At 50.0% G+C, this 13,531-nt stretch carries 18 protein-coding genes and 7 pseudogenes; 19 read left to right on the plus strand and 6 right to left on the minus strand.

The genetic code is table 11. The features are described 5' to 3' along the window. Positions 1–146: 146 nt before the first annotated feature. Positions 147–815 carry a hexitol phosphatase HxpB gene (gene hxpB / locus WLO31_RS08765; RefSeq protein WP_435930064.1) on the minus strand — a complete coding sequence of 223 codons (669 nt, stop codon included), beginning with the start codon at positions 813–815 and terminating at the stop codon, positions 147–149. A gap of 168 nt (positions 816–983) precedes the next feature. On the opposite strand from hxpB, the gene WLO31_RS08770 reads away from it, so the two are divergent. Next, positions 984–1,520 (plus strand): YniB family protein, encoded by a 537-nt coding sequence (locus WLO31_RS08770; protein ID WP_435930065.1) that lies wholly within the window; start codon positions 984–986, stop codon positions 1,518–1,520. Between the two features lie 43 nt (positions 1,521–1,563). Here the strand turns inward: WLO31_RS08770 and WLO31_RS08775 are convergent, their stop codons facing one another. The 3 genes from WLO31_RS08775 to pfkB form a co-directional block, all read right to left on the minus strand. Then, positions 1,564–2,424 carry a fructosamine kinase family protein gene (locus tag WLO31_RS08775; protein WP_435930066.1) on the minus strand — a complete coding sequence of 287 codons (861 nt, stop codon included), beginning with the start codon at positions 2,422–2,424 and terminating at the stop codon, positions 1,564–1,566. Between the two features lie 102 nt (positions 2,425–2,526). Continuing rightward, entirely contained in the window at positions 2,527–2,817 is a 291-nt protein-coding gene (ghoS, locus tag WLO31_RS08780; RefSeq protein WP_435930067.1) for a type V toxin-antitoxin system endoribonuclease antitoxin GhoS, read from the minus strand. Between the two features lie 118 nt (positions 2,818–2,935). Further along, positions 2,936–3,865, minus strand: coding sequence for a 6-phosphofructokinase II (gene pfkB, locus WLO31_RS08785; protein WP_435930068.1), 930 nt, complete (start codon positions 3,863–3,865; stop codon positions 2,936–2,938). Positions 3,866–4,151: 286 nt separating this feature from the next. Between pfkB and WLO31_RS08790 the strand changes: the two genes are divergently transcribed. From WLO31_RS08790 to WLO31_RS08820, 7 genes and pseudogenes are all read left to right on the plus strand, one after another. After that, positions 4,152–4,910: a DUF481 domain-containing protein gene (locus WLO31_RS08790; protein WP_435930069.1), complete on the plus strand. Its 759-nt coding sequence runs from the start codon at positions 4,152–4,154 to the stop codon at positions 4,908–4,910. A 270-nt stretch (positions 4,911–5,180) separates the two neighbouring features. After that, positions 5,181–5,405, plus strand: a complete 225-nt coding sequence (locus WLO31_RS08795; RefSeq protein WP_435930070.1) for a hypothetical protein — start codon at positions 5,181–5,183, stop codon at positions 5,403–5,405. 282 nt (positions 5,406–5,687) lie between these two features. Next, positions 5,688–5,870, plus strand: a complete 183-nt coding sequence (locus tag WLO31_RS08800; protein WP_435930071.1) for a hypothetical protein — start codon at positions 5,688–5,690, stop codon at positions 5,868–5,870. A 325-nt stretch (positions 5,871–6,195) separates the two neighbouring features. After that, a pseudogene (locus WLO31_RS08805) lies at positions 6,196–6,596 on the plus strand (DUF1367 family protein); the annotation flags it as partial. 79 nt (positions 6,597–6,675) lie between these two features. Then, positions 6,676–7,031 (plus strand): annotated as a pseudogene (locus WLO31_RS08810) (RusA family crossover junction endodeoxyribonuclease). A 26-nt stretch (positions 7,032–7,057) separates the two neighbouring features. Next, positions 7,058–7,156 carry a YlcG family protein gene (locus WLO31_RS08815; protein WP_435930565.1) on the plus strand — a complete coding sequence of 33 codons (99 nt, stop codon included), beginning with the start codon at positions 7,058–7,060 and terminating at the stop codon, positions 7,154–7,156. 75 nt (positions 7,157–7,231) lie between these two features. Next, a pseudogene (locus tag WLO31_RS08820) lies at positions 7,232–7,571 on the plus strand (antiterminator Q family protein). A 26-nt stretch (positions 7,572–7,597) separates the two neighbouring features. On the opposite strand, the gene WLO31_RS08825 reads toward WLO31_RS08820, so the two are convergent. Beyond that, on the minus strand, positions 7,598–8,113 hold the full coding sequence (locus tag WLO31_RS08825) for a hypothetical protein (RefSeq protein WP_435930072.1): 516 nt from the start codon (positions 8,111–8,113) through the stop codon (positions 7,598–7,600). A gap of 232 nt (positions 8,114–8,345) precedes the next feature. Here WLO31_RS08825 and WLO31_RS08830 point away from each other — a divergent pair, with 232 nt between their 5' ends. The 4 genes and pseudogenes from WLO31_RS08830 (at position 8,346) to WLO31_RS08845 (ending at position 10,097) form a co-directional block, all read left to right on the plus strand. Then, positions 8,346–8,777 (plus strand): hypothetical protein, encoded by a 432-nt coding sequence (locus WLO31_RS08830; RefSeq protein WP_435930073.1) that lies wholly within the window; start codon positions 8,346–8,348, stop codon positions 8,775–8,777. A 198-nt stretch (positions 8,778–8,975) separates the two neighbouring features. After that, on the plus strand, positions 8,976–9,152 hold the full coding sequence (locus tag WLO31_RS08835; protein WP_435930074.1) for a phage holin: 177 nt from the start codon (positions 8,976–8,978) through the stop codon (positions 9,150–9,152). A gap of 2 nt (positions 9,153–9,154) precedes the next feature. Continuing rightward, the gene (locus tag WLO31_RS08840; protein WP_435930075.1) at positions 9,155–9,658 is read left to right on the plus strand and encodes a lysozyme; all 504 of its coding nucleotides are present in this window, start codon (positions 9,155–9,157) and stop codon (positions 9,656–9,658) included. Next, positions 9,648–10,097, plus strand: a pseudogene (locus WLO31_RS08845) (lysis protein). Before WLO31_RS08840 ends, WLO31_RS08845 begins: the two are co-directional and overlap by 11 nt. Here the strand turns inward: WLO31_RS08845 and WLO31_RS08850 are convergent. Then, entirely contained in the window at positions 10,098–10,376 is a 279-nt protein-coding gene (locus tag WLO31_RS08850; RefSeq protein WP_435930076.1) for a hypothetical protein, read from the minus strand. It lies immediately after the preceding pseudogene. Positions 10,377–10,465: 89 nt separating this feature from the next. On the opposite strand from WLO31_RS08850, the pseudogene WLO31_RS08855 reads away from it, so the two are divergent. From WLO31_RS08855 to WLO31_RS08885, 7 genes and pseudogenes are all read left to right on the plus strand, one after another. Beyond that, positions 10,466–10,692, plus strand: a pseudogene (locus WLO31_RS08855) (Acb2/Tad1 domain-containing protein). Between the two features lie 493 nt (positions 10,693–11,185). Beyond that, positions 11,186–11,785, plus strand: a complete 600-nt coding sequence (locus WLO31_RS08860; RefSeq protein WP_435930077.1) for a hypothetical protein — start codon at positions 11,186–11,188, stop codon at positions 11,783–11,785. A 2-nt stretch (positions 11,786–11,787) separates the two neighbouring features. Next, the gene (locus WLO31_RS08865) at positions 11,788–11,913 is read left to right on the plus strand and encodes a hypothetical protein (protein WP_435930701.1); all 126 of its coding nucleotides are present in this window, start codon (positions 11,788–11,790) and stop codon (positions 11,911–11,913) included. Continuing rightward, positions 11,889–12,140, plus strand: a pseudogene (locus tag WLO31_RS08870) (hypothetical protein); the annotation flags it as partial. The gene WLO31_RS08865 and the pseudogene WLO31_RS08870, both read left to right, overlap by 25 nt. Before the next feature lie 89 nt (positions 12,141–12,229). Further along, positions 12,230–12,469: a hypothetical protein gene (locus tag WLO31_RS08875; RefSeq protein ID WP_435930079.1), complete on the plus strand. Its 240-nt coding sequence runs from the start codon at positions 12,230–12,232 to the stop codon at positions 12,467–12,469. Between the two features lie 80 nt (positions 12,470–12,549). Next, positions 12,550–12,864, plus strand: coding sequence for a hypothetical protein (locus tag WLO31_RS08880; protein ID WP_435930080.1), 315 nt, complete (start codon positions 12,550–12,552; stop codon positions 12,862–12,864). A 57-nt stretch (positions 12,865–12,921) separates the two neighbouring features. After that, positions 12,922–13,509 (plus strand): annotated as a pseudogene (locus tag WLO31_RS08885) (phage tail length tape measure family protein); the annotation flags it as partial. Between the last annotated feature and the right edge of the window lie 22 nt (positions 13,510–13,531).

The following is a 13,531-nucleotide window of genomic DNA, read 5'->3' on the forward strand; positions in this document are numbered from 1 at the left end:
TACCCCGTGGACTTTGAGAGCGCCGTAGCGCATGTCCCCTTAGGATAGGTAGGGGATAGCAGAATTACAAATTTAGTTGAAATGGCGTTTCAATAATTAGACAGGGACGAGGTTTTCATCAAGGGCGGGACGGCCCGCCCTTCACTTTAGCCAACCAGATCGCTTGCTGAAAGCGCCAGCAAGGAATCAAGCTGCACATTGGCCAGACACCAGCGCGGATCGCTGCTGTTCTCTTCAGCAGGCACCACAATAGAGCGCATACGGGCGGCCTTTGTGGCGATCATGCCGTTGACCGAATCTTCGAGCGTGATGCAAGACAGGGGATCGACGCCCAGCTTTGCGGCGGCATCAAGGTAAACCTGTGGGTGCGGTTTGCTGTAAGGCAGGCGTTCCGCAGAGGCAATGGCGTCAAACTGTTCGCGTAAATCAAACATCTCCAGCACGCGCTCAAGCATATGCAAAGGAGAGGCGGACGCCAGACCAATCTTCAATCCCTGAGCTTTACATTGCGCAATGGCCTCACGCGCGCCCGGCAGTAACGGACGGCGCTCCTCAACCAGGCTGATTGCGCGGGTAATAATGCGCTGGGTAACTTCTTCGCGCGTTGGACCGTTCCATGGCTGCTGGGCAAACCACAGCTCAACTACCAGATCGATACGCAGGCCGAGCGTATCGGGCAGCTCGTTGCGGCGGGCGATGTCGACACCAATACTGGCCATCACTTCCAGCTCCGCTTCATCCCATAACGGCTCTGAATCAATCAGTAAACCATCCATATCGAAAATCGCAGCTAAAATCTGGCGCGTGTCGGTCATATCAGGACTCCTGTCAGCATTCGTTTTAAAAAAGTTGCCCTTATGAATAGCGGGAAAAGCCGCCGGTTGCCACCGATTTTATGAATTTCGTCCTTAAAGCTCAGGCGAAAAACGGTGAGACGAGGTAGACTTTCAGCGAGTAAGTTACGTCTTAACCAAGGGGAAAGAATGACGTATCAACAAGCTGGACGCATCGCCGTGCTTAAACGCGTGGTCGGTTGGGTGATTTTCATCCCGGCCGTGATTTCCACGTTAATTTCAATTCTGAAATTTATGTATCAGCATAGCGAGAAACAGCCGGGCATTAATGCCGTCATGCTGGATTTCTCGCACGTGATGATTGAGATGATGCGTTTTAACACGCCGTTCCTTAATTTCTTCTGGTACAACTCGCCGCAGCCGGATTTTCATCAGCAGCCAAACGTATTGTTCTGGATTATCTATGCGCTGATTTTTGTCGGGCTTGCGCTGCAGGCTTCCGGCGCGCGCATGAGCCGCCAGGCAAAATTCCTGCGTGAAGGCGTTGAGGATCGGCTGATTCTGGAGCAGGCGAAAGGGGCAGAAGGGCTAACCAGAGCACAGCTTGACGGCAAAATTGTGGTGCCGCGCCATACAATTCTACTGCAAATATTCCCGCTTTATGTTCTGCCGGTGATTGTGATTATTGCAGGTTACTTCTTTTTCTCACTGCTTGGCTTTATCTGATAAAAAGCCACTCCCCGCCGGGAGCGGCTTCAGTCCACGCTACTTAAGCCGCCAGTACGCGTTCCAGCGCTTTTTGCGCGGTCATCAGATGCTGGCCGCCGAACAGAATGGCGCGGTTTAACAGCGTATAGAGTTGATAGAGTGGCTGGCGATCCAGAAAGCCTGCGGGGAGGGGGGAGACGGACTGGTAGCCGTCATAAATCTGCGGAGGCTGGTCTGTATGCAGCGGCAACATAGCCAGATCGCACTCTCTGTCGCCCCAATAGCAGGCGGGATCGTAAATAAAGGGTCCTTCCGGCCCCAGCGCGCAGTTTCCCGACCATAGGTCTCCGTGCAGCAGCGAAGCCTGCGGCTGATGAGAAGCAAGGCGCTGATGAACGAAATCGACAATCAAGTCGATATCGCCCAACTGAATCCCTTTTTCTGCCGCCATTTCCAGCTGCCAGCCGATACGCTGTTCGGCAAAGAAGGTCGACCAGCGACGTTGCCAGGCGTTGGGCTGAGGCGTGGTGGAAAGATCGTTATCAAAATCGAGGCCAAACTGGGGCTGATCGCTCCACTGGTGCAGACGCGCCAGCTGCTGCCCAAGCAGGAAAGCCGCGTGGGCATCAAGCGGTTTGACTGGCAGGTATTCGAGTAAGAGGAAACTATAATCCCGGTCGCTGCCTACTCCCCAAACTTTTGGCACCCGCACGGTATTGCTGCGCGACAGAAGCTCAAGCTGATCGGCTTCTGCGGTAAAAATCGGCAGCATCTCTCGAGCGTCGCTTTTGACAAAAATCTCGTGACCTGCATAACGCAGCCGCCACGCCGCGTGGATCTCCCCGCCGGGAAGTTCGGTGCGTTGTTCAACTTCAGCCTCTCCCAACTGCTCGCTTAACAGACGACTGATGGCTTGCCACATGATATTTCTCCCCAGCTGCTCTGGTAGATCATTAGCTTGCACTTATAACCGGGCAAAAACCTGGAACCAACGCACATCCCGGTCAGGAACTGAACTGCCTTGTTACGCCTGTGACTTTTCCCATTTCTCCCAGGTCGTCACGGTCACGTCTGGCTCGGTGCCGAGCGCGACACGGCCAAGTCCTTTCGCCAGTTCCGCAACTTCCTGCTCGCGCAACGCGCTCACCAGGCCAAAAGTATTGCTGCCCAGCTCGTGAACTTTACCCTCGTCGTCGCTCATGGTGAGCAAAAAACCACCGCGAGTCAGGGAGTTATTAAGTTCATTGATATCAGTCAGGCTCTCTTCTTTATATTTCACGGTGATGACATAGCGCACAATGTCCCCATTGCTCATGGTTCACCTCGTTGTTATCCCAAAGTTTTTAGCATAGTTCATCTGCGTGAAATGACGACTTTTAGCGTGGCGGGGCGATTGAGATAGCGAAATGGCCCCCGCGAAACGGGGGCAGAAATTAACTGCGCAGGTAATCGTAAATCTTTTGCGTGTTTTCCCGCGAACACAGACGAGTGCCCTGATTCAGCGTCGCGGCGCTACCGGCGGCCACGCCAAATCGCACCATATCCAACAGAGGCGCGTTTTCGGCAAGTTTTAAGGTCATCGCTCCGACCATGCTGTCGCCAGCGCCTACGGTGCTCTGGCTTTTGACCGGAGGCGGAACAACCTGAACGCAGCCGCTGGCATCCACGCCTAAAGCGCCCTGCGGGCCGAGAGAGACAACGACGCGGTGCGCTTTCCCGCTTGCCACAATTTCCTGTGCGGCCAGGCGGACGTCATCAGGCTGGGTGAGATCGCGATTGACCAGCGCGCTGAGCTCTTTCTGGTTGGGTTTGATCAACTCGATATTGCCGATTTCGAGGGTGGCTTTTAACGCTTCGCCGGAGCTGTCAATGATGCAGCGGATCCCCGCTTTTTGCGCTGCTTTCACCAGCGAACAAAGTTTTGAGACGTCAATGCCGGGCGGAAGGCTGCCGCTGATAACTAAAATAGAGCCTGAATCAATGGCCAGCACTTTCTCTTCGAGGCGGCGAAATTCATCATCGCTGAGCGTGGCGCCGGGCATAACAAAGCGGTATTGCTCGCCGGTAGATTCGGTATGCACATGCAGGTTCTGACGCGTCCAGTCGTGTGAATCCACGGTATCAATGGCAACTTTTTCATCAAGAAGCAGAGCAGAAAGATGCTCGCCCGTAGCGCCGCCAGCCGGGAAAATCGCTACGGCCTTGCCTCCCAGATGTGAAATGGCGCGTGCAACGTTAATTCCGCCTCCGCCTGGTTCAAATACCGGAGCGGTGCAGCGTAATTTACCTTCCGGATAAATCTGCGGAGTCAGGGTGGCGCTGTCGAGAGAGGGAGCAAGGGTCAGGGTATAGATGCTGGTCATGAATCCTCCTTTCTGATGAACAGGTAGAGTTTAGACCATTAAGGCAGGAATAATTTTAATTAACGTTATGATTTTTCAAGTGATTATAAAAATGCAAGCGATAGCTATCTATATGAAAAGAAAGATCTTTTAAGAGCGCTCTTATTCAAAAAATGAAAGAGGAATTCATTGCTATGTTATTCGGGCTTTTTTATAATTTGTAACCTTTCTTGAGATATAAAATGTTGATCCTCAGGGAAGATTCCGGAACCCTGGTGGTTTCTTTTTTTGTCGTACGGATTAATAAATGAAGCTTGTTAAGAGAGTACCGGCAGCAATTTTGCTGACCGGAAGTGCGCTATTGAGTCACTTTGCAGTTGCAGATACTACGGTTTTCACCGTCATGGATGACCCAAGCACCGCGAAGAAACCTTTTGAAGGTAATCTCAACGCTGGCTATCTCGCGCAGTCGGGCAATACAAAAAGCTCAACGCTGACCGCCAATACCAATATGACCTGGTATAACACCTCCACCGCGTGGTCTCTTTGGGGCAACGCCAACAACACCTCCTCTAACGACGAACGCTCTTCAGAGACTTACTCTGCGGGTGGCCGTAGTCGTTACAACGTGACGGACAGCGACTACCTGTTTGGCCAGGCGAGCTGGCTAACCGACCGTTTTAACGGTTATCAGGCGCGTGATGTGCTGACCGCAGGTTACGGTCGTCAGTTCTTAAGCGGTCCGGTGCACTATTTCCGTCTGGAATTTGGTCCCGGCGTGCGTTACGACGAATATACGGATGGCGGCCACGAAACCCAGGCGCTGGGCTATGCCTCTGGTATTTACAACTGGCAGCTGACGGATAACGCGAAGTTTATCCAGGGCGTGTCCGTACTGGGTAGCGAAGATACCACGGTGAACTCTGAGACGGGACTCGAAGTCGCTATCAACGAGCATTTCGGGCTGAAAATCGCTTATAACGTGACATGGAACTCCAATCCTCCGGATTCCGCGCCTGAGCATACCGACAGAAAAACCGCGATTACTCTCGGTTATAAGATGTAATTATCAAAGCCGGGCGTCGTCCCGGCTTTATCGTTTTAATTTAGCGATGCGTGCTATTATTAATTTGGCCTGTTGTTTTATTTAAAGTAAAATCTCTGACAAGCGAAGCGTCTGCATACTTTCTTCATAATTATCCTCTCAGCCATATGTTCAACATATTTGAAACCTTTTGACAAATATATTGACTGTTCAAAATTGTGATCTGGATCTACTCTTATAACGTTGACAGGCAAATGCCCTGGAATTCACTGAAATAAGAGAAAAATGATTATGAAAAATATTAAATATGTCGCCGCGGCTACCATTCTTTCCGTGCTTTCATTTGGCGCTTTAGCTGCGCAGCCTGCATCTGGTACGACTCAATCTACCGTTAAAGTCTCTCAGGTAACAGAGGTTGAAGCCGGTTCAAACATCGCTCCCGGTGCGCAATCGACCGGCCGTTCCATGGATGATGCATTCAATGTACATACCCTGGTTGCCGGTGAATGGTATTAATTAAGCATGTCTCGTCTTTAAGTGCTTTATTGTAAATGCGGCAGCTAATTTACCTGCGCATTAATAAAAAACCGGCAGCACAAAGCCCGGTTTTTTTATGCCTTTGATAGCTTATATCGTCGCCCCGTTAACGATAAATCAAAGCATATTTTCACAATACCGATCAGAGCGATAAACCTCTGTATTTGGGAAAGCAAAAAATCGCTGATAAGCGGTTCGTTATTTCTTTATAGAATCAACAACATTAAATGCGTTGAGGTGAAGTGAAGATGGAAGCAATGCATGCAATATGCTACCCGAGGCATCGTCGAGCCTGAAGCCCTGCTGCTGGTGGACGTGCAGGAAAGCGTATGGCCTGCAATGGTCTATCCCCAAATCGAAAGCGCCGGGGGCTTTCCAGCGCAGTTAACGCTGATTTACTTTCTCGCAGGGGAATACTCTTCAGCACTTTTCATTTCAAAATAGAGATCAACATACTTGTACAATTTAATGGGCCATTCAGCGGCAATATCCATTGTTTCACTGCTGTTCATTTCAGTGGTGAATGTAAGGAAAGCACCTATCACAAAGAATCCGATAACATAAACTGCAGCCAGCAATCTGAGCATTTTTGTAGCTCTCTAATGATATCTCGCAACATCGAGATTTAAAGTGTTTAGTGTAGACGCTATCGGCATTACCCAATGAATCTTCAGCTTTATTTTTGATGTTCCATAAACTGTTTATCGGCCTGAACAACTGACACCTGTTTATTCGCGTCACGGTGGGAACCATGGCGTAACTAAAACTCATCAAGCACTCTTCTGGCATCCTGATACCGGCCACTCCCGATACCAGTGATTTTCTGCATTCAAAAATCAAGCTCGGCGCCGTGCTGGTGGCAGACTTTAAACAGGTCCGCAACCCGGCATTTCATCGCCGCTTCTTCGCACTGCGCAATCTCGGCTTCGAATACTGGGAGCTAACCGGCAAGGTCATCTCTGCGAACGAACGCAGGCTGTTTACCGGCTACGCTAAATTTCTGGCGGCTTACGGCGGCAATGAAAGAGCGCTTCTTGACTCGGCTGAGGGATACCGTGAACGCATGGCCAGTAAGCGCATCATCAGCGGCAGTATGAGCTTCGATGCCTACCGGGCATTGCGATGTTCGATAGCACGCTCCGTAAGCATCAACGCAGCATCGCATTCGCGACGAACGCTGCCAGTTGATGGACCGCGCCATTGTCCTGACCGTGATTCAAATCGTCTGCCGTGGTCTGGTGGTTCCAGCATGAAAATGTATGACATCACGCCTATTGGCAAGCCTCGCATGTCTCGCACTGATAAGTGGAAACAACATCCCGCTGTACTTCGGTACCGCGCGTTCTGCGATGAGGCCAGGCTGAAAAAACTCGAACTGCCGGAAGCAGGTGCTCACGTCACGTTTGTAATGCCAATGGCAACGAGCTGGAGCAAGAAGAAGCGTGAGCAGATGAACGAGAAGCCTCACCAGTCAAAACCCGATTGCGACAATATGATTAAGGCGCTAATGGATGCGCTTTATACGGATGATGCTCATATCTGGGATTGCCGCATCACCAAGCTTTGGGAGAAAAGGGCGAAATCATTCTAGGGAAAATCGCGTGAGCGTCATTCAACTTAAAGCCATCCGCATGTACTGGCGCCACCTGCGCCTTTGCTGCTGGACGGGCTCCGTCGTTACCGATTATAGAATTCTGAGAAACAAAACCCATACGCTAGGGGCCGTCTGATGAAACTTGAAGCATCACTAAAACACTTCAGCTTGCAGGGCCTGGCTATTACGAGCAGAACGGGAGAGAACAGTAATGCGTGATATGTACGAAGTACTGGGGCGCCTGGGCAGCTTGTGAAAATAGTGGCGTTGACTGGCAACCAATTGCAGCAGGGTTTAAAGGACTTATCCCGCACGGTAAAAAATCACGCATCCAGTGTGACGACGATGAAGGAATTATGATTGATGGTTGTGTTGCACGGCTGCGGAAGTATAAGCCAGAAGAATATGAGCTAGTTATGGCTCATTTCGTCATAGGTATCTCACTTCGGGCGATAGCGAAAAAGAGAAGGTGTTCTGATGGGACTATACGAAAAGAACTTCAAGCAGCGACTGGTTTTATAAATGGCTGTATATGTATATTGGATATTTGATGACAAGCGCCCGCCTGGGCGCTTCTTTACTCGTAAGGGAAACTAACATGCAATGCTATAGCTGCATCCTTTACAACTGCATCGTTTCCTCTAGTTGAGAAGACAAAGTTATCTTCACTCTCTATCAATTGATTCATTACATAATAAAGGGAGAACGTTTCATAAAGCATTGCTTGTTCGACGCTTAGACATTGATAATTATCTTTTCTAAAATTATCAAGCACTTTAAGCCTTTTTTCTGCAATTTGTGATTTAAAATCTAAAATTCTTTTATAGGCTTTACGTCTGGAAGGTGTTAAATCTGCGTAAATTTCAATTAGATGCTTATCAAGAATTATAAAGCCTATGGGGGCAGGAAGACTTATATGAACAAATTGGGTAGGCTTGCATTGCCTTTCCTTAATGCTTTCATCAACAATTCTTATACCACTAGCTAAGTCGTTGAATTCATCACGAAGCTCTGCTGCTACACTCGTCTTAAATCTCCTGATTGTTGCTTTAACTTTAAGCTTTTCTATAAGTTCTGTTGAGAGTAAACCCAAAAAAAAGTTAATAATGGTACAAAGTATTTGAGCGTATCCATGAAACTATCCTGATAATTTTTTAGATATTACTAACGCGTACGCATTAAATCAATTACTGTGTTAAGAGTGGTCACAACGACACAGCACTTATCAAATGAAAAACCTCGTTGTGGCGGGGTTTTACGTTCTGGGTTAGGTTAATCTGATGATAAGATGTCCGTGTTCCTAAAAACGCGTTTCGGAAGCATATATGTATGACTTTGATATGATCGTCGTAATTTTATTTTTGGTTACTTACCTGCCCATTTTCTGGTTTCTGGGCATGGGTATAGCATCAGGGCAACTGGTTAGGCTCAGTGGGCTTGGTGTGTTACATGCCAGAGCTTTTGTCCCTAAATGGGCTCAGCTATGCACTAAAATCAGTTTCATTATCCACTACTGTGTTTTTCTCATACTTCTGGCCATGATCGACTGGGTTCATGGTTTAGCGGCTTTCGGAGCAGGGATACTGCTGTACGGCTTTTCGCCTTTACTTGATGAAGTGTATCTTGGGGTCTTTAAGCGAAGAGCTTTGCGCATTTATAAGAAAGATCCTGCTGCGGGTAAGTTCTTGATTAGAATTTTGCAATCGATTAAACGAGAACACACAACTGAGCAAGGTAAAACTGAGGTAGTTGAGTAACATCTCAACCACAACCAAAATTTAAGAACCCGCCTCGTGCGGGTTTTTGCGATTCTAAGGGCTGTCAGTCGGTGGCCTTTTTTAATTTCCAAAACCCACACAGCACCGAACCGGATTGCCGGAGGTGACCTATGAGTATCAACCATATGAGCAAATTAGCATCTGGCGCAGCATACGGCGCGTCAGCCGGTACTGTTATTGCTGACGAGGCTCAGTCCTGACGAATGGAGTGCTGTAGGCGTGATTGCCGGCATAGTCGTCGCGCTGCTGACGTTCTCCATTAATGTTTACTTCAAACGGAAAGTGACCCTTGCCCGGATCAAGGCGCTGGAGACGCGTGGTTACATCCCTTCTGACAAGCTTGGCGAGGAATGATAATGGCACTTTCAACCAGGCTTCGTAACAGGCTGCTTGCTGCCGCTGGTGGCGGCGCTCTGATGATCGCTACCGTATTCCTCGGCGGGCAGGATGGAGTAGAGGGGCGGGAATATACACCATATAAAGATGTCGCCGGCGTGTGGACTGTCTGCGATGGCCACACTGGCCGGGATATCGTCAAAGGAAAAAAGTACACCGATCGGGAATGCGATCGCCTGCTGTGGAATGACCTGCAGCCTGTTAAAAAAGGTGTAGACGGTCTGGTTAAAGTCCCGCTTGGCGAATACCAGCGCGCCGCACTCTACAGCTTCACTTACAACGTCGGGCTTAACGCGTTCTCAAAATCAACGATGCTGAAGAAGCTTAATGGCGGTGATGTTGACGGGGCCTGTGATGAAATGCGCCGCTGGGTTTACGCTGGCGGCATGAAGTGGCGCGGCCTGATGAATCGTCGCGACATGGAGCGCTCCCTGTGCATTGCGGAGAGCAAAGATGACCTTTAAAGCCTGGCTGATAATCGCCGTAGAATTAATCCTGTCGGGTATTCTCGTTTACGCCCTGCTTGGTAAAATTGTCGATGAAAGTCGTCGGGCAGATGATGCCGAATCTCTCGCTAAGCAAAGACAGGAAACTATCAATGACATGCAGGTGCGCCAGCGTGACGTGGCCGCGCTCGATGCGAAATACACAGGAGAACTGGCCGATGCCAAAGCGACTATTGACCAGCTGTAGCATGATGTTACTTCTGGCCGTAAGCGGCTGCAGCTCAACGCCACCTGCCCAAAAAACAGCACCACCTCAGCCAGCAGCTTGGGCGATGCTTCCGGCCCCGAACTTACTGGAGCCGCTAAACGGGATTATTTCACCCTCAGAGAGCGAATCGAAGTTGTGACCAGACAGGTCGGTTATTTGCAGGAATACATCACCAGGCAATGCCAGTAACTACTTAAAGTATTTATCCATGGGGTCGTAATGCTGGTATTTTCTGTAAAAAAAGAGCCAGTAGACAAATCCTGTGGCAGCGCCTAGTCCCGCCATCATGAGATAAAGGTCCTCGCGATGGTTAAGTAGGTCAGAGAAGGAGTATGAACCTTTCCATATATCAATAAGGCTACCCACAATCAACAGATCTAAAATCAGGGCCACCAGTGGCAGGGCAACAGCATGTGCTGCCATGAGGTAGAGCAGAATTACAAGTCTGTACTTGGTATTTATACGCATGGTCAGCCTCCTTACTAATTGCTTTGAAGCATAACATAGCCACGCAGAGAAGCGTTGCATCGCTGGCCCTTCAACAAACAGGTAAATCAATGAGTGAAGCAAAACCGCAGGACGGCAGCACCGTTAAGGGCTATCGCACGTTAGGTGAGAAGGACATAGCCAACATGAACCGACTGAAAGAGATCAGTCGCCAATTCATCGCCCAGCTTGAGTATCTGAAAGGTGGTGATGCCGACCCGCGATTGCTAAAACGGAGATGCAGAAAGCGTGCATGTCGGCGTGCCGGGCAGTGGCTCAGCCGGATGACGACTGCTGAGAACATCACAAGGCGCATTTGCGAGTGCGCCTGATAAAGTCAAGCCATCAAAACCGTCTAAATACCACTTAAAACGCGGGTAAGGCATTAATTGATGCATTAAGGTATTAGCTCGCCCAATAGAGTGAGAAAACCTAATGTCGGAAACAATCACCGTAGTATGCTGCGACTGTGAAAAAAGCTTCTGGGATGAAGAAGTTTCACCAGCCTTAGCAGAGACTTATGAGGAAGAGGTTCAGCAGATTTATGACCACCAGGATGGTCAGTATTACCCTGATCCAGATGACTTCACTAGATGGGCTTTGAATCGAAACTTCCCGCGCAAATCATGCAGCGAGTGTGGAAGTGATGGTTCGCTTCGCAATTGGTCAGATGACTAGTTCACACGGTCAATTCTTACAAACAGCCGCCTCCGGGCGGTTTTTTTATTGTCATCACAAAGGCCACTCAACCCGAGTGGCTTTTTTAATGACTTAAAAACAGGAAAAGAACCATGGCAAAACCAGATTGGGAGGCCATCGAATCGGCTTACCGTGCTGGTTTGATGTCCATCCGTGAAATCGCATCTCAGCATGGCATCACACATAGCGCTATTAACAAGCGCGCTAAGCGTGACGGCTGGGAGCGTGACCTCAAGGCAAAGATAAAAGCCAAGGCTGATGCTCTGGTATCCAAACGTGAGGTATCCAGAACGGTATCCACTGAAACGGCTACCAGCGAACGGATACTGATTGAGGCCAATGCTGAGGTCATCGCCACCGTCCGCATGGAGCATCGGGGAGACATACGCCGGGCGCGAACGCTCGCTAACTCTCTCTTTGATGAGCTGGGCGCAGAGTGCGCGGATGTGGGCGCGCTGGAGAAGCTGGGCGAGTTGATGCTCAATCCTGACGATAAAGGCCAGGACAGGCTCAACGAAATCTATCGCAAGGTTATCAGCATGCCGGGGCGGGTGAAGTCGATGAAAGACCTTTCCGACACGCTCAAAACCCTTATTGGCCTTGAACGTCAGGCTTATGGCATTGAAGGCCCGACCGGCGACGACACAACGAAAAAGCTTTCCGATTTAATGGATGATTTAGCCAAGGGGTAACCATGAAGCCGGAACATCTCGCATTGCTGCGTGACAAGCTCTGGCGTCTGAACAACCTCTACTGGATCACCGACAAAGAAGGGAAGACAGTTCGCTTCAGGATATCGACTCTGTTGATGACCTGCTGATCGATAACTGCGCCCGCTACCTGCTGAAAGGCTGGGAAGGTGTTGGCGAGCTGGTGGACGGTAAGGAGGTTGCTGTCGACTACACGCCGGAACGCGGCGCGGCCATGCTGAAGCAGCATCCTGAGCTTTACTGGCAAATCCTCGGCGAGTCCGCAAGCATTGCCCAGGGTAAAGAGCAGCAGACTCAGGAAACCGTAAAAAAGCCCTCGACGCGCAGGCGTGGCTGAGTGAGTTCGGCGGCGAGCAGGGCGAAAAGGCGAAGTGGCGGCGGGAAAAGTTAAAACTGCCGCCAGTACCGGAGCCGGAAATCGACGGCGTGACCGGTGAAATTCTTAACGCCTACGCGGTGATATCCCGCGCCCGACAATATGCGGGCATGGCTGGCGCACCGTTGCCATTGTCGCTACATGATATCGATCGTTATCTGTCGTCACGACCGCTGCTCATTGAACGTTATGAATTCGATGCTGCAATACTGGCTCTGGATGATGCCTGGCGAGATAAATGGGCGCAGGAGCAAAAGCGTGCCGCCGATAATAAACCCCCAACTCAGTGATTTTGATTTATCACTATTGCCTGTTGAGATGATTTAAGCTGCCGATAACAGTTTTACAGATCACAACAACGGAAATAACGATGAAAAAAATGATAGTAGTAGCCTTTGTAGTCCTGCTGGCCGGATGCGCGACCAAGCAATACCCGCAGGCTCCGGCAGTCACCGGGGAAGAAACCGCGGCATTTGACTGTAACGCGATCAATCAGGAAATTGCCAAGGCCCATAGCATACAGCAGGAAATCGACACGACAGGGCAGTTTGACGGAAGAACGGTTCTGGGTTTCCTTGGTGATTTTGGTATCGGTAATGGCATGGCGAAAAGCGAAGCGGCTAAAAAAGCAGATGCGCGGCTACGCCAGCTTGAATCACTTAAACAGGTCAAATGCCAGGGGTAGCTCCTGGCAGACAACAACCTCGCTTCGGCGGGGTTTTTTTATGTCCGGAGAAAAGTAATGACAGATCAGACATCCCGCCTTGCCGTCATCATCGACAGTACCGCGGCAGAGAAGAACGCAGACAATCTGGCTACCGCGCTTGGTAAAATGAAGCAGGCTGGTGAAGAGGCCGCCGCCAGCGCAGGTAAGGTCACGAAGGCTACCGATGAAGAGAAGACGGCACTTGCTGAACTGCTTGACCGCATTGATCCGGTGAATGCGGCGCTGAACAAGCTGGATAAACAGCAGCGGGATTTAGCAAAATTTAAAGCGAAAGGCATGGTCGATTCCGAAACCTTTGAGCTTTACTCTAAGCAAATCGAAGATACGCGCAATAAATTAACCGGATTCAGCAGCCAGCTTACCAAAACGGGCATGTCCGCAAAGCAGACCGCCAATAACCGTCGTATGATCCCTGCGCAATTCACGGACATCATCGTCAGCCTTCAGGCGGGTCAAAATCCGCTTCAGGTGTTTTTGCAGCAGGGTGGTCAGCTAAAAGATATCTTCGGCGGCGTTGGCCCGGCACTAAAAGCCACCGGTACCTATGTTCTAGTAGCTCTCGCCTGGGCTGCTATAGCCATTGCGGTCGCGTCCGTCGCCTACGCTTTATTCTTTGCTCCTGGTG

This window comes from Dryocola sharpae (genome assembly GCF_051307055.1).
Lineage (GTDB): Bacteria > Pseudomonadota > Gammaproteobacteria > Enterobacterales > Enterobacteriaceae > Dryocola.

Coding starts and splice junctions, on each gene's coding strand:
- hxpB (WP_435930064.1), bottom strand. CDS start 815: ATGACCGACACGCGCCAGATTTTAGCTGCGATTTTCGATATGGATGGT.
- WLO31_RS08770 (WP_435930065.1), top strand. CDS start 984: ATGACGTATCAACAAGCTGGACGCATCGCCGTGCTTAAACGCGTGGTC.
- WLO31_RS08775 (WP_435930066.1), bottom strand. CDS start 2,424: ATGTGGCAAGCCATCAGTCGTCTGTTAAGCGAGCAGTTGGGAGAGGCT.
- ghoS (WP_435930067.1), bottom strand. CDS start 2,817: ATGAGCAATGGGGACATTGTGCGCTATGTCATCACCGTGAAATATAAA.
- pfkB (WP_435930068.1), bottom strand. CDS start 3,865: ATGACCAGCATCTATACCCTGACCCTTGCTCCCTCTCTCGACAGCGCC.
- WLO31_RS08790 (WP_435930069.1), top strand. CDS start 4,152: ATGAAGCTTGTTAAGAGAGTACCGGCAGCAATTTTGCTGACCGGAAGT.
- WLO31_RS08795 (WP_435930070.1), top strand. CDS start 5,181: ATGAAAAATATTAAATATGTCGCCGCGGCTACCATTCTTTCCGTGCTT.
- WLO31_RS08800 (WP_435930071.1), top strand. CDS start 5,688: ATGCAATATGCTACCCGAGGCATCGTCGAGCCTGAAGCCCTGCTGCTG.
- WLO31_RS08815 (WP_435930565.1), top strand. CDS start 7,058: ATGTACTGGCGCCACCTGCGCCTTTGCTGCTGGACGGGCTCCGTCGTT.
- WLO31_RS08830 (WP_435930073.1), top strand. CDS start 8,346: ATGTATGACTTTGATATGATCGTCGTAATTTTATTTTTGGTTACTTAC.
- WLO31_RS08840 (WP_435930075.1), top strand. CDS start 9,155: ATGGCACTTTCAACCAGGCTTCGTAACAGGCTGCTTGCTGCCGCTGGT.
- WLO31_RS08850 (WP_435930076.1), bottom strand. CDS start 10,376: ATGCGTATAAATACCAAGTACAGACTTGTAATTCTGCTCTACCTCATG.
- WLO31_RS08860 (WP_435930077.1), top strand. CDS start 11,186: ATGGCAAAACCAGATTGGGAGGCCATCGAATCGGCTTACCGTGCTGGT.
- WLO31_RS08865 (WP_435930701.1), top strand. CDS start 11,788: ATGAAGCCGGAACATCTCGCATTGCTGCGTGACAAGCTCTGGCGTCTG.
- WLO31_RS08880 (WP_435930080.1), top strand. CDS start 12,550: ATGAAAAAAATGATAGTAGTAGCCTTTGTAGTCCTGCTGGCCGGATGC.